Here is a 12,881-nt window from a genome sequence, read left to right as displayed (position 1 = left end):
CTGCTGTGAGGGACGAACGCGGGGACGACGGCTCGAACGAGGGGCTCGGCGACCGCCCGACCCGGCGGAGCCCGCGGCAGGCGCCGCACGCGCTGCCCGCGGCACGCGTCGCCACTCCGGTCCTCACGCCCGTCCGCCCCGTGCGGCGCCGCCGGGGCCGTGTCTTCCGCGCGACCGTCAGCACGGTCGCCCTCGCCGCCATCGCGGGCCTCGTGGCGGTCTCCGCGCTCCCCGCCTACTCCTTCGACCCGGCACCCGATTCGCAGGCCGCCGTCGAGGCCGCCGCCCGCGTGCAGGCGCTCGGCAACCAGAAGCTCACCGTCGCGCCGACCGCGGTCCAGGAGCAGGTCATCCGCGACTCCTTCACCGCACCGACCCAGGCCCAGCTCGACGAGGCGGCCGCCCAGGCGCGCGCGCTCGCCGCCGCCGAGCAGGCCGCCCGCGACGCCGAGACCGCCCGCCTCGCCCAGGAGGCGCAGGCCGCGGCAGGCACGACCGGCGCGGACGGCGCCGCCGCAGGCAGCGGCGGCACCAGCACCTCGGTCACGCCCCGCGAGGAGGGCGACGACTACCCCTGGCGCGACCAGCTCACCGACGACCAGGGCGGCGGCCTCTCGCCGCTGCGGTACTACTACCGCGAGTGCGTCGACTTCGTCGCCTGGCGGATCAATCGCGACCAGGGCTCGACGAGCGCACCCTTCAAGTGGACCTGGGGCAACATGACCCCGGGCGGGGGCAGCGCCTACGCGTGGGCCGGCCAGTGGGCCTCCCACGGCTGGGTGACCAGCAGCACGCCCGTCCCCGGCGCGGTCGCCTGGTTCACCGGCAACCACGTCGCCTACGTGCAGGCCGTCAACTCCGACGGCACGGTCTCGCTCGAGGAGTACAACTGGGGCAACGACCACGCGTACCACAAGCGCACCATCCCGGCCTCCCAGGTCGCCCTCTTCCTCTACCCGCCGAGCTGATGACCGGCGCCGTCGGCATGGCCGTGGCGCAGTTCGCCCCCTCGACGGACCGGGAGGCGAACATCGCGACGATCGAGCGCCTGGCCCGGATCGCCGCCGAGCGCGGCGCGAGCATGGTGGTGCTGCCGGAGTACAGCTCCGCCTTCACCGATCCGCTCGGGCCCGAGCTGGTCGCGGCGGGCGAGGCGCTCGACGGCCCGTTCGTCACGGCTCTCGCGGCGCTCGCGCGCGAGCTCCGGATCCACCTCGTGGCGGGCATGGTCGAGGCGGTGGACGGGCGCCGCATCGCGAACACGCTCGTCGCGCTCGACCCCGAGGGCGCGCTCGTGGCCCGCTACCGCAAGCTGCACCTGTACGACGCCTTCGGCCAGACCGAGTCGGAGTGGGTCGCCGCGGGGGAGATCGCCGCACCCGAGACGTTCGAGGTCGGCGGCCTCGTCGTCGGGCTGCAGACCTGCTACGACCTGCGCTTCCCGGAGGTCAGCCGCTGGCTGGTCGACGCCGGGGTCGACGTCATCGCGGCACCGGCCGAGTGGGTGCGCGGCCCGCTCAAGGAGGCGCACTGGCGGACGCTGGTCACCGCCCGCGCGCTCGAGAACACGGTGTACCTCGTCGCAGCCGACCAGACCCCGCCGATCGGAGTCGGCACGAGCATGATCGTCGATCCGATGGGCGTCGAGACCGTCACCCTCGGCGAGGTCGAGGATGTCGCCGTCGCCTGGGTCTCGCGCGAGCGGATCGACGCGGCGCGCGCGAAGAACCCCGCTCTGGCGCTGCGGCGCTTCCGGGTGCTGCCGCTCTGACCGCCGCCCCCGGCCCGACGGCGCCGGGCATCCGACCGAATCCGCTGAGGCCGGCTCCTCAGCGCGCCATGCGGGCGAGGCCCGCGACCGCGGTCTCCAGCACCTCGAACCGCTTGCAGAAGGCGAAGCGGACGAGCGAGCGGTAGGGAGCGGCGTCCTCGGGGCGGCAGAACGCCGACACGGGCACCGCCACCACTCCCGCGAGATCCGGGAGCGCCCGGCAGAGCGCGACCCCGTCGTCGTAGCCGAGCGGTGCCGCGTCCGCGACGACGAAGTAGCCGCCCGAGGAGGGCGCGACGCCGAAGCCCGCAGCAGCCAGGCCCGCCGACAGCAGGTCCTTCTTGGCCGCAAGAGTCTGCGCCGCGCCGGTGAAGAAGGCGTCCGGGAGCCCGAGCCCGAGGGCGACGGCCCCCTGGAACGGCGAGCCGCTGACGTAGGTGAGGAACTGCTTCACGGCGAGGACGGCCGTGATCAGCTCGCGCGGGCCCGTCACCCAGCCGATCTTCCAGCCCGTGGTGCTGAAGGTCTTGCCCGCCGAGGAGACGGACAGCGTCCGCTCGAAGGCTCCGGGAAGGGAGGCCAGCGGGACGTGCGGGGTGTCGAAGCGCAGGTGCTCGTAGACCTCGTCCGTCAGGATCACGGCGTCGTGCCGCTCGGCGAGCCGCACGATCAGCTCGCGGGTCTCGGCCGGGAGGACGGCACCGGTCGGGTTGTGCGGGTCGTTCACCAGGATGACGCGCGTGCGGTCGCTCACCGCGTCCGTCAGCTCGTCGTGGTCGACCGCGAAGGAGGGGCCGCGCAGGAGCACGGTGCGATGCACCCCTCCGGCGAGGGCGATCAGGGCTCCGTAGGCGTCGTAGTGGGGAGTGAAGGTGACGACCTCGTCGCCCGGCTCGAGCAGGGCCAGCAGAGCCGCGGCCAGGGCCTCGGTGGCGCCCGTGGTGACGAGGACCTCGCCGTCGGGGTCGAGGGCGATCCCGGAGAAGCGCAGCCGGTGCGCGGCGATCGCCTCGCGCAGGACGGGGAAGCCGGGACCCGGCGGGTACTGGTTGAGCCCGGACGCGATGGCGTCGCGCGCGGCGTCGAGGATCTCGCGCGGGCCGTCCTCGTCCGGGAAGCCCTGGCCGAGGTTCACCGCTCCGGTGCGCAGGGCGAGCGCGCTCATCTCGCTGAAGACGGTGGCGGCGACCTCGCCGCCGGGGCCGAGGAGGCCGGCGCCCGCCGCGGCGCGCGACCAGGATCCGGGAATGCTCACGTGCCCAGTGTGCCCGCTCGAGCAGTCCGGCCGGTTTCATTTCCCGCTCGCAGGCCCGTCATAAGAAACCCCCAGGTACGATCGCCAAGCTATCCCCGCTTGGAAGGAGCAGCACCCATGACCGAGAGTCACGAGGGTCCTCGTCAGCCGGAGGAACCCACCACGCCGACGGAGTCCGGCGCCCGAGAGGCGACCGAGCGCACCCCCGGCGAGAGCTCCGGAGCGTCGTCCTCGACCACCGGGCCCACCGAGCCGATCCACCGGGGCGGAGCGCACCGCGAGAGCGAGAACCCGACCGTCCCCTACCCCTCCTCCTCGGCCATCCAGCCGCCGTACACGCCGAACGCGACGGCCGGCAACGAGGCGCAGCCCGTCTCCCAGCCCGCCCGCTACGGGCAGTACGCGCCGCCCGCCGCGAACACCCTGCACGGCTCCGAGGAGCCGCCCTCCTCGAGCCCCTTCGGCCCGGGCGCCGAGTACACCCCCGCCCCCACCGCCACGAAGCGCCGAGCCGGAGTGGGCGTCGTCGCGGCGCTCGCCATCGGCGCGGTCGTGGGCGGAGTCGCGGGAGCCGGCGTGTTCGGCCTCTGGTCCGCCTCCAACGGCGGCGGGACCCGCGTGGTCTCCGCCGGCGGCTCGCAGACGATCACGGTCAACAACGCCGAGGACGCGACGACCGCCACCGCGGTCGCCGCCAAGGCCACTCCGAGCGTCGTCACCATCGCGGTGAGCGGCAGCTCGTCCGCCGGCACCGGCTCCGGCATCGTGCTCTCGAAGGACGGCTACGTCCTGACCAACACCCACGTGGTCACCCTCGACGGCGAGATCGCGAACGGCACCGTCTCGGTCACGACCAGCGACGGCCGGATCTTCGACGCGACCGTCGTCGGCACCGACCCGACCCTCGACCTCGCCGTCATCAAGCTGACCGGCGCGACCGACCTCAGCCCGATGACGTTCGCGGACTCCACCAAGATCAACGTCGGCGACACGGCGGTCGCCATCGGCGCCCCGCTCGGCCTCTCCGGCACCGTGACCGACGGCATCGTCAGCGCGCTCAACCGCAGCATCCAGGTCGCCTCCTCGGCGGCTCCGGACGACTCGGGCGACAGCTCGAGCGGCGGCACCGAGAGCCCGTTCAACTTCGACATCCCGGGCCAGCAGGCGCCGACCCAGGCGAAGAGCACCATCTCGCTGCCCGTCATCCAGACCGACGCGGCGATCAACCCGGGCAACTCCGGCGGCGCGCTGCTCGACAGCGACGGCGAGCTGATCGGCGTGAACGTCGCGATCGCGAGCGCCGGCCAGTCCTCCTCGAGCGGCCAGTCCGGCAACATCGGAGTCGGATTCGCGATCCCCAGCGGGATCGCCGAGCGCATCGCGAAGGAGATCATCGCGAACGGCTCCGCTTCGCACGGCCTGCTCGGCGCGAGCGTCTCCGACTCGACCGCGGACGTCCTCGGCGCCCGCATCGAGGAGGTCTCCGGAGGCGGTGCCGCGCAGGCGGCCGGTCTCGCCAAGGGCGACATCATCACCGCGATCGACAGCACTCCGATCACGAGCGCGTCCGACCTCACCGCGCAGGTCCGCGCGCAGGCCGCGAACGCCGCGGTCGAGCTGACCTACGTCCGCAACGGCCAGAGCTACCAGGCGAAGGCGACGCTCGGCCAGATGGCCGCCGGCTGACCCTCCGCCACCGCGCTCAGCCCCTCGAGGATCCGTCCCCGGGGGGCTTTTCCGCGTCCGGGCCCGGCCCGGGGCGCGGCGCTCCCCGCTGGTAGGGTGGTGGATCCCTGCGCCCGCGCTCCTCCCGCACGAACTGGAACCATGCAGCACGAGATCCCGGAAGACGACCTCTCCGACCTGCCCGGCGTCTCCTACGTCATGCCCGTCCTCAACGAGGTCGCCCACGTGCGCGCCGCGGTCGACTCGCTGCTGCACCAGGACTACACCGGCCCCTTCGACGTCGTCCTCGCCGTCGCCCCGAGCATCGACGGCACGGAGCAGCTCGTCGCCGAGCTGAGCGCGGCCGACCCGCGGATCCGCGTCGTGCCGAACGAGGTCGGCTCCACTCCTGCGGGCCTCAACGCCGCGATCTGCGCCTCGCGCCACCCGGTCGTCGTCCGGGTCGACGCGCACTCCGTCCTGCCGCCCGAGTACGCGCGCACGGCGGTCGAGGCGCTGCAGCGCTCCGGAGCGGCGAACGTCGGCGGAGTGATGGCGGCGGAGGGCCTCACCCCGTTCCAGCGCGCGGTCGCCCGGGCCTACGGCTCCCGCATCGGGCTGGGCGGCACGCCCCACCACGTGGGAGGCGAGGAGGGCCCGGCCGACACGGTGTACCTCGGCGTCTTCCGCCGCTCCGCCCTCGAGCGCGCCGGCCTGTTCGACGAGCGCTTCAAGCGCGGGCAGGACTGGGAGCTGAACCGGCGGCTGCGCGAGCGCGGCGAGGTCGTCTGGTTCACTCCGCGCCTCACCGTCACCTACCGGCCGCGGCCCTCGATGCGCGCGCTGCTCCGGCAGTTCCTCTCGACCGGGATGTGGCGGGGCGAGCTCACCCGGATGTTCCCGGCCTCGCGGTCGCTGCGCTACTTCGCTCCGCCCGTGCTCGTCGCGATGCTCGCGATCGGGCTGCTCGTCGGGCTGGCGGGAGTCGTCCAGGCGCTCGCCGGAGCCGCGCCCTGGCTCCTGCTCGGGTTCGCGGTGCCCGCCGCCTACCTCCTCCTGGTGGCGGCGGCCACTCTCGTGGTCGCGCGGCTGGACGGCGCGCGTGCGATGCTGTGGTTCGCCGTGGTCATCCCGGCGGTCCACGTGGCCTGGGGGACCGGCTTCGTGCTCGGCTTCGCCGGGCTGACCAGCAACATCTCCGCCCACCGCCACCAGCCGCGGTCCGACTCGCCGAGGGGCGCATGACCACGACGACGAGACCCCGCTCCATCGCCGAGCTGCGCGCCGTCGCGCAGCCCCCGGAGGTGCGCGGCCGCCGCAACGCCGAGCACTGGACGGCGTCGCTCTACCTGCGCCGCTTCTCGCCCTACCTGACCTGGCTGCTGCTGAAGACCTCGATCTCGGCGAACGGCGTCACCGGGCTGATGATCCTGGTCGGCTGGAGCGCGGCGGCAGCCCTCCTGATCCCGGGGATCGCCGGAGCGGCGCTGGCGCTGCTCCTCGGCCAGCTGCAGATGCTGGTGGACTGCTGCGACGGCGAGGTCGCGCGCTGGCGCCGCACGTCCTCGCCGGCGGGCGTGTTCCTCGACAAGGTCGGGCACTACACGACCGAGGCGCTGATCCCGATCGCGCTCGGGCTGCGGGCGGCGGGCGTCCCGTTCGAGGCGCCGGCGGACTTCCTCTGGACCACGATCGGCTTCGCCCTGGCCCTGGTGATCGTCCTCAACAAGGCGCTCAACGACATGGTGCACGTGGCACGCGCGAACGCCGGTCTCACGAAGCTGGCCGACACGAAGGGCGAGGCGGTGCCGTCCTCGTCCGGGCTGGCGGGGCTTCGCCGCGCGGCCCGCTTCCTGCCCTTCCACCGCCTCTACCACTCCGTCGAGCTGACGATGCTGGCCTTCGCGACCGCCCTCGTGGGCCTCGTCGTCGGAGCGGGCACGGCCGACCGGGTCCTCGTCGGGGCGCTGCTGCCGCTCGCCCTCCTCGCCCTGGTCGGCCACTTCGTCGCGATCATGGCGTCCAAGCGTGTCCGCTCCTGAGCCGCGGGTCGGCGTCGTCGTCCTGACGCAGGGGACCCGGCCCGACGACCTCGCCGCGGGGCTGGCCGGCGTCCTCGCGCAGGAGGGCGTCGAGCTGGACGTCGTCTGCGTCGGCAACGGCTGGGAGCCGGACGGCCTGCCCGAGGGAGTGCGCGCCCTGGCGCTCCCCGAGAACCTCGGCATCCCGGCGGGCCGGAACGCCGGAGTCGACGCCGTCGCGGGGGAGTACCTCTTCTTCCTCGACGACGACGCCCGGATCCCGTCCCCCCGCTTCCTCGTCGACGCGGTCGCGCTGCTCGCCTCGAACCGCCGCATCGGCCTGGTGCAGCCCCGCGTCGACAGCACGGACGGCACGCCGAGCCCGCGGCGCTGGATCCCGCGGATCCTCAAGGGCGACCCCCGCCGCTCCGGCCCCGTCTTCTCGGTCTGGGAGGGAGCGGTCGTGCTGCGGCGCGACGTGTTCGCCCGGACGGGCGGCTGGGCGGCTCCGTTCTTCTACGCCCACGAGGGCATCGAGCTGGCCTGGCGGGTCTGGGACACGGGCCGCACCGCCTGGTACGCGGGAGAGCTCGTCGCCCAGCACCCGGTCATCCAGCCGACCCGTCACGCCGACTACTACCGGCTGAACGCGCGCAACCGCGTCTGGATCGCCCGCCGCAACCTCGCCGCACCTCTGGCGCTCGTCTACGTGGGGTCCTGGACCGCGATCCAGTGCCTCCGCTGGCGTCGCGACCCGGCCGCCCTGCGCGCCTGGTTCGCCGGCTGGCGGGAGGGATGGCGCTCGGATCCGGGCGGCCGGCGCGTCCTCTCGGCCCGCACGGTGCTCCGGATGGCGTTCGCCGGGCGTCCGCCGATCGTCTAGCATCGGGGAATCCGCCCCCGCCGGGGCCCCCGAAAGGACGACGGTGTTCGATTCGACCCAGCTCTCCCCGCCCGAGCGCGCCGAGGCGGAGACGACCCCTGCCGGACCGGACCTCCTCTTGGCGGTTCGCGAGCGCCTCGGCGCCGTCGACGACGAGTTCTCCGGCCGCCTCGACGAGCACCTCCCGCGCCTGGTCGATCTGCTCGCCACGGTGTACGCCGGCCGCGAGGACCTCGAGGACCAGCTGGTCGCGATCGTCGAGCTCGCCGCCGCCTCCTGGGAGGAGCGGCCCGAGGAGCTCCGCGCGCTCGACCGCGCCCGCGAGCAGCACCCGACCTGGTTCCTCTCGAACAAGGCTCTGGGCGGGGTCTGCTACGTCGACCGCTACGCGGGCGACCTCGAGGGGCTGCGCGCCGAGATCCCGTACCTCCGCGAGATCGGCCTGAACTACCTGCACCTGATGCCGCTCTTCGATGCGCCCGAGGGCGAGTCGGACGGGGGCTACGCGGTCTCGAGCTACCGGCGCGTGCGACCGGACCTCGGCGACATGGAGCAGCTCCGCGGGCTGGCCTCCGAGCTGCGCGAGCAGGGCATCGCACTCGTGGTCGACTTCGTCTTCAACCACACCTCGAACGAGCACGAGTGGGCGCAGCGCGCGCTGGCCGGCGAGCCGCGCTTCGAGGACTACTACTGGATCTACCCGGACCGGGAGCAGCCCGACGCCTTCGAGCGCACGACGCGCGAGATCTTCCCGGACGACCATCCCGGCTCCTTCGTTCAGCTGGAGGACGGGCGCTGGGTCTGGGCCACGTTCCACCGCTACCAGTGGGACCTCAACTACTCCAACCCCGAGGTGTTCCGGGCGATGGCGGGAGAGATGCTCTTCCTCGCCAATCAGGGCGTCGACGCCCTGCGGATGGACGCGGTCGCGTTCATCTGGAAGGAGCTCGGCACCACCTGCGAGTCGCAGCCGCAGGCGCACCTGCTGCTGCGCGCGTTCAACGAGGTCTGCCGCCTGGCCGCTCCGGCGCTGCTGTTCAAGTCCGAGGCGATCGTGCACCCCGACGAGGTGATCGAGTACATCGACGTCGAGGAGTGCCAGCTCTCGTACAACCCGCTGCAGATGGCGCTCACCTGGGAGGCGCTCGCCACCCGCGACGTCCGTCTCCTCTCGCAGGCCCTCGAGCGCCGGCACGCCCTCCCCGAGGGCACGGCCTGGGTCAACTACGTGCGCGGGCACGACGACATCGGCTGGACCTTCGCCGACGAGGACGCCGCCGAGCTCGGGATCGACGCGGCCGGCCACCGCCGCTTCCTCAACGACTTCTACACGGACCGGTTCGACGGCACCTTCGCCCGCGGAGTGCCGTTCCAGGAGAACCCGCGCACCGGCGACCGCCGCGTCTCGGGCACCACCGCGTCCCTCGCCGGAGTGGAGGCGGGCGACGCCTACGGGATCGACCGCGTGCTGCTCGCGCACTCGATCGCCCTGAGCACCGGCGGGCTGCCGCTGCTCTACCTCGGCGACGAGGTCGGCCAGCTCAACGACCACGGCTACCTCGACGACCCGACGACGGCCGGCGACTCGCGCTGGGTGAACCGGCCCCGCCGCCCCGCGGAGCGCTACGACGAGCGCGAGGTCCCGGGGACGGCCGCGAGCGAGGTCTTCGGCGGGCTGCTGCACCTCATCGCCGTGCGCAAGGCCGTGCCGATGTTCGCGGGCACCGAGCTGAGCGTCTTCGACCCGGTCAACGACCACGTGCTCGGCTACCAGCGCCCCGGCGACGGGGAGTCGGTGCTCGTGCTCGCGAACGTGTCGGACGAGGTCCAGGAGGTCGCGGCCGAGCGGTTCGGCGGGTTCGCCGCGGAGGCGGTCGACCTGGTCACCGAGATCGCGGTCGACCTGCGCGAGGGCTTCCGTCTCGCGCCGCTGCAGTTCGTCTGGCTGAGGGTGACCCCGGCCTGATCGGACCGCGCGAGGCCCCCGGCGCGGGGGCCGTCGCCGGTACCCTGGGGCGGATGACTCCCGCTCCCCGCGCCCTCCTCGCCCGCCTCCGCACCGACGCGCGACTCGCGCGCAAGGTGGGCGGCGAGCTTCTCGCGGCCCGCCGGGCCCGCCACGCGGTGACCCGGCTGCTCGCGGAGCGCGGGCCGCTGCCCGAGGGCCGGTTCGAGATCGGCGTCTACTTCGCCGACGGCGACATCAACCTGTACCAGCTGCGGCAGTGGTACCGGCCGCTGGCCGAGCTGGCGGAGACGCATCCGGTCGTGCTCCTCAGCCGCAACGCCGGCGCCGCGGAGGTGCTGCTGCGCGAGAGCCCGGTCCCCGTCGCCTACGTCCGCTCCGTCGCCGACCTCGAGAGCACCATCGCGAGCCAGCCGCTGCGGATCGTGCTCTACGTCAACCAGAACGCCCGCAACTTCCAGATGATGCGCTACGGGCGCCGCTGGCACGTCTTCGTCAATCACGGCGAGAGCGACAAGATGTACATGACGACGAACCAGTTCAAGGCGTACGACTACAGCATGATCGCCGGGGACGCCGCCCTGGCCCGGCTGCGCCGCGTGCTCTGGGACTACGACTTCGACAGGCGCGCCCTCGCCATCGGCCGTCCTCAGGCGGACCACTTCGCCGGCGCCGTGCCGTTCACGCCCGACGAGCGCCGAGTGGTGCTCTACGCGCCGACCTGGGAGGGCGACCGCCCCGCCGCGGGCTACGGCTCGATCCGGAGCCACGGCACGGCCCTCGTGCGCGGGCTCCTGGCCGACCCGCGGTTCCGGCTCGTCTACCGCCCGCATCCCCGCAGCGGCGCGGTCGACTCCGACTACGCCGCGGCCGACCGGGCGATCGTCGCGATGATCGCCGCCGCCAACGCGGCCGATCCGCGCGCCGGTCACGTGCACGACACCGGTGCCGAGCTCGGCTGGCAGCTCGCCGCCGCCGACCTCGCGATCCTCGACGTGTCGGCGATGGTCTACGACCGGCTGGCCACGGGGCGCCCGCTGCTGGTCACCCGGCCCGTCAGCGCCGAGGCCGAGGTCGACGAGAGCGGCTACCTCGGCGACGCGGAGTGGCTGCACGCCGAGGACGCCTCCGCGATCATCGCGCGGATCGACAGCGCCGAGCACGATCCGGAGTCGGTCGAGCGGCTGGAGCGCTGGGTGCACCGCTACTTCGGCGACACGTCGCCCGGAGCGGCCACGCGGCGCTTCCACGAGGCGATCGAGCACCTGCTCACCGAGTGGGAGCGGCACGCCGCTCTGCACCGGGGCGACGGCGCGGTCGACGACCACGATCCGGAGGGCTGAGCGGGCGGGAGCACCGCTCGAACGGCCGCGTCAAGGGTGGGCCGGTCGCCGGGCGGCCTCCCGGCGCCCCGCTACGCTCGTCCCATGATGACCCCGCGCGCCTTCGCCCGCTCCCGCCGGCGCCGGTCGGCACCCGCCCAGCCCGCGGTCGAGCCGGACATCGTGGTCTCCGCCGACCCGGAGAAGCCGGTCTTCACGATCCGCTCCTTCCGCATCGGCCTGTTCGGCGCGCTCGGCGTGCTGGTGGCGCTCGTCCTGGGCGGCCTCGTCGTGCAGCTGGGCACGGTGCTGACCTACATCTTCGTGGCGCTGTTCTTCGCGCTCGGCCTCGATCCGCTGGTCTCCTGGCTCGAGAGCAAGCGCCTGCCGAGGCCGCTCGCGATCACAGCGGTATTCGCCGCGGTGGTGCTGATCTTCGCCGGCCTGCTGGTCTACATCATCCCGATCCTGGTCGAGCAGCTGACGATTTTCGTCACGAGCGCCCCGCAGATCGTCACCGACATCGCCTCGCAGCAGTGGGTGCTCGACCTCGAGCAGCAGCTGCGCGGCGTGATCGACATCGACGAGCTGATCGAGAGCGTCCAGAGCTTCATCGGCAACCCCAACAACCTGCTCTCGCTCGGCGGCGGACTGATCGCGGTCGGGACCGGGATCGCCAGCGGCGTGACCGGCGCCGTCATCGTGCTGATCCTGACGCTGTACTTCCTCGCGTCGCTGCGCTCGATGAAGGCCGTCGCCTATCGCTTCGCCCCCGCCTCGCACCGCGCGAAGGCGCACGACGTCGGCGACGAGATCACCGGCGCCGTGGGCCGCTACGTGGTCGGCCAGGTCTCGCTCGCCGGCGTGAACGGCGTGCTCACGTTCATCCTGCTGCTCTCGATCGGCGCCCCGGTGCCGGCGCTGCTGGCCTGCGTCGCGTTCCTCGGCTCCCTGATCCCGCTGGTCGGCACTCTCTCGGGTGCCGTGATCATCTCGCTCGCCTGCCTCCTGGCCTCGCCGCTGACCGCGCTGGTCGCCGCGATCTACTACCTCGTCTACATGCAGGTCGAGGCGTACCTCCTCAGCCCCCGCATCATGAACAAGGCCGTCTCGGTCCCCGGTGCGGTCGTCGTGATCGCGGCGGTCGCGGGCGGCACCATCGCGGGCGTGCTCGGCGCCCTGGTCGCGATCCCGGTCGCGGCATCGGTGATCATCGTCGTGCAGAAGGTCGTCTTCCCCCGTCAGGACGCCAGGTAGCGGACCGCACCGCGACGGCCGGTCCGCTCAGCGCCAGGGCGGCACCGCGCCGTCGACCGCGGCGCTGAAGCGGCGGACCGACTCCGGGACCGCGACGCCCTCCTCCGCCGGCACCGGCGCGAGCGTGCGGGTGACCAGGGGCACGACGCCCGCCCAGACCCCGGCCTCCGGCTCGTCGCCCGCTCCGTGCGCGCGCACCTTCAGGCTCGCCTCGGCCAGGGGGAGGCGCAGCACCAGCGTGGCCGCGATCTCGCGGGCGGTGCTCGCTCGCACCTCCTCGTCGCGCCCCGGCAGGAGGCGTGCCACCAGCAGATCGAGGGCCCGCGCCTTCTCCTCGCCCTCCAGCACCTCGGCCCGGCCGATCACCATCGCCGAGCGGTAGTTCATCGAGCTGTCGAAGGTGGAGCGGGCGACGACCAGTCCGTCGACCAGCGTGACGGAAGCGGTGAGGAGCGAGTGCCGCGCCGCCTCCCGCAGCAGTCCTCCGCCGCTCGACCCGTGCAGCAGGAGGGAGTCGCCGTCGCGGGCGAAGAGGATCGGCAGCACGATCGCGGCGCCGTCCCGCACGACGGCGACGTGGGCGACGAGCGCCTCGTCGAGCAGGGCGTGCAGCTCGGCGGGATCGGTGCGCTGGCGGTCGCGGAGACGGGAGACGCGGGTGCGGTCGGTGACGGGGAGGCTGTCCATGTCGGAATCGTCCCGCGCCGACTGGATCTGCCAGGATGCCACTGGGCCGCGATC

The 12,881-nt window shown here is 73.4% G+C and carries 11 protein-coding genes; 9 read left to right on the top strand and 2 right to left on the bottom strand.

Annotated elements, in window-relative coordinates; genetic code table 11:
* Positions 1-5: 5 nt before the first annotated feature.
* Together C5C69_RS02805 and C5C69_RS02800 are read left to right on the top strand one after the other, a co-directional pair.
* Positions 6-968 (top strand): CHAP domain-containing protein, encoded by a 963-nt coding sequence (locus C5C69_RS02805; RefSeq protein ID WP_104262670.1) that lies wholly within the window; start codon positions 6-8, stop codon positions 966-968.
* Entirely contained in the window at positions 968-1,771 is an 804-nt protein-coding gene (locus C5C69_RS02800; protein WP_104257272.1) for a carbon-nitrogen hydrolase family protein, read from the top strand. The genes C5C69_RS02805 and C5C69_RS02800 overlap by 1 nt, the downstream gene beginning before the upstream one ends.
* 58 nt (positions 1,772-1,829) lie before the next feature.
* Here the strand turns inward: C5C69_RS02800 and C5C69_RS02795 are convergent, their stop codons facing one another.
* On the bottom strand, positions 1,830-3,026 hold the full coding sequence (locus tag C5C69_RS02795; RefSeq protein WP_104257271.1) for an aminotransferase class I/II-fold pyridoxal phosphate-dependent enzyme: 1,197 nt from the start codon (positions 3,024-3,026) through the stop codon (positions 1,830-1,832).
* 117 nt (positions 3,027-3,143) lie between these two features.
* Here C5C69_RS02795 and C5C69_RS02790 point away from each other — a divergent pair, with 117 nt between their 5' ends.
* From C5C69_RS02790 to C5C69_RS02760, 7 genes are all read left to right on the top strand, one after another.
* Positions 3,144-4,712 carry a S1C family serine protease gene (locus C5C69_RS02790; RefSeq protein WP_104257270.1) on the top strand — a complete coding sequence of 523 codons (1,569 nt, stop codon included), beginning with the start codon at positions 3,144-3,146 and terminating at the stop codon, positions 4,710-4,712.
* Positions 4,713-4,853: 141 nt separating this feature from the next.
* Complete coding sequence (locus C5C69_RS02785; RefSeq protein WP_181127013.1) at positions 4,854-5,936, top strand: glycosyltransferase family 2 protein; 1,083 nt, start codon at positions 4,854-4,856, stop codon at positions 5,934-5,936.
* Positions 5,933-6,733 carry a CDP-alcohol phosphatidyltransferase family protein gene (locus C5C69_RS02780; protein ID WP_104223579.1) on the top strand — a complete coding sequence of 267 codons (801 nt, stop codon included), beginning with the start codon at positions 5,933-5,935 and terminating at the stop codon, positions 6,731-6,733. Before C5C69_RS02785 ends, C5C69_RS02780 begins: the two co-directional genes overlap by 4 nt.
* A complete protein-coding gene (locus C5C69_RS02775) occupies positions 6,720-7,595 on the top strand; it encodes a glycosyltransferase family 2 protein (protein WP_104257269.1) in 876 nt (291 codons plus the stop codon). Before C5C69_RS02780 ends, C5C69_RS02775 begins: the two co-directional genes overlap by 14 nt.
* A 118-nt stretch (positions 7,596-7,713) precedes the next feature.
* On the top strand, positions 7,714-9,561 hold the full coding sequence (locus C5C69_RS02770) for an amylosucrase (protein ID WP_104257288.1): 1,848 nt from the start codon (positions 7,714-7,716) through the stop codon (positions 9,559-9,561).
* 53 nt (positions 9,562-9,614) lie between these two features.
* The gene (locus C5C69_RS02765; RefSeq protein WP_258059840.1) at positions 9,615-10,904 is read left to right on the top strand and encodes a hypothetical protein; all 1,290 of its coding nucleotides are present in this window, start codon (positions 9,615-9,617) and stop codon (positions 10,902-10,904) included.
* A gap of 84 nt (positions 10,905-10,988) precedes the next feature.
* Positions 10,989-12,140, top strand: coding sequence for an AI-2E family transporter (locus C5C69_RS02760; RefSeq protein ID WP_258067485.1), 1,152 nt, complete (start codon positions 10,989-10,991; stop codon positions 12,138-12,140).
* A gap of 27 nt (positions 12,141-12,167) precedes the next feature.
* Here C5C69_RS02760 and C5C69_RS02755 read toward each other — a convergent pair whose 3' ends face one another.
* Entirely contained in the window at positions 12,168-12,827 is a 660-nt protein-coding gene (locus C5C69_RS02755; protein WP_104233190.1) for a pyridoxamine 5'-phosphate oxidase family protein, read from the bottom strand.
* Positions 12,828-12,881: the final 54 nt, after the last annotated feature.

Source organism: Rathayibacter sp. AY1C7, assembly GCF_002931865.1.
Lineage (GTDB): Bacteria > Actinomycetota > Actinomycetes > Actinomycetales > Microbacteriaceae > Rathayibacter.
Note: the sequence above shows the minus strand (reverse complement) of the source record. Positions and strands in the feature narration are given on the sequence as shown.

What these genes read in the sequence shown, in the direction of transcription:
- C5C69_RS02800 (WP_104257272.1), top strand. Translation starts at nt 968, where the DNA reads ATGACCGGCGCCGTCGGCATGGCCGTGGCGCAGTTCGCCCCCTCGACG.
- C5C69_RS02790 (WP_104257270.1), top strand. Translation starts at nt 3,144, where the DNA reads ATGACCGAGAGTCACGAGGGTCCTCGTCAGCCGGAGGAACCCACCACG.
- C5C69_RS02785 (WP_181127013.1), top strand. Translation starts at nt 4,854, where the DNA reads ATGCAGCACGAGATCCCGGAAGACGACCTCTCCGACCTGCCCGGCGTC.
- C5C69_RS02780 (WP_104223579.1), top strand. Translation starts at nt 5,933, where the DNA reads ATGACCACGACGACGAGACCCCGCTCCATCGCCGAGCTGCGCGCCGTC.
- C5C69_RS02765 (WP_258059840.1), top strand. Translation starts at nt 9,615, where the DNA reads ATGACTCCCGCTCCCCGCGCCCTCCTCGCCCGCCTCCGCACCGACGCG.
- C5C69_RS02760 (WP_258067485.1), top strand. Translation starts at nt 10,989, where the DNA reads ATGATGACCCCGCGCGCCTTCGCCCGCTCCCGCCGGCGCCGGTCGGCA.
- C5C69_RS02755 (WP_104233190.1), bottom strand. Translation starts at nt 12,827, where the DNA reads ATGGACAGCCTCCCCGTCACCGACCGCACCCGCGTCTCCCGTCTCCGC.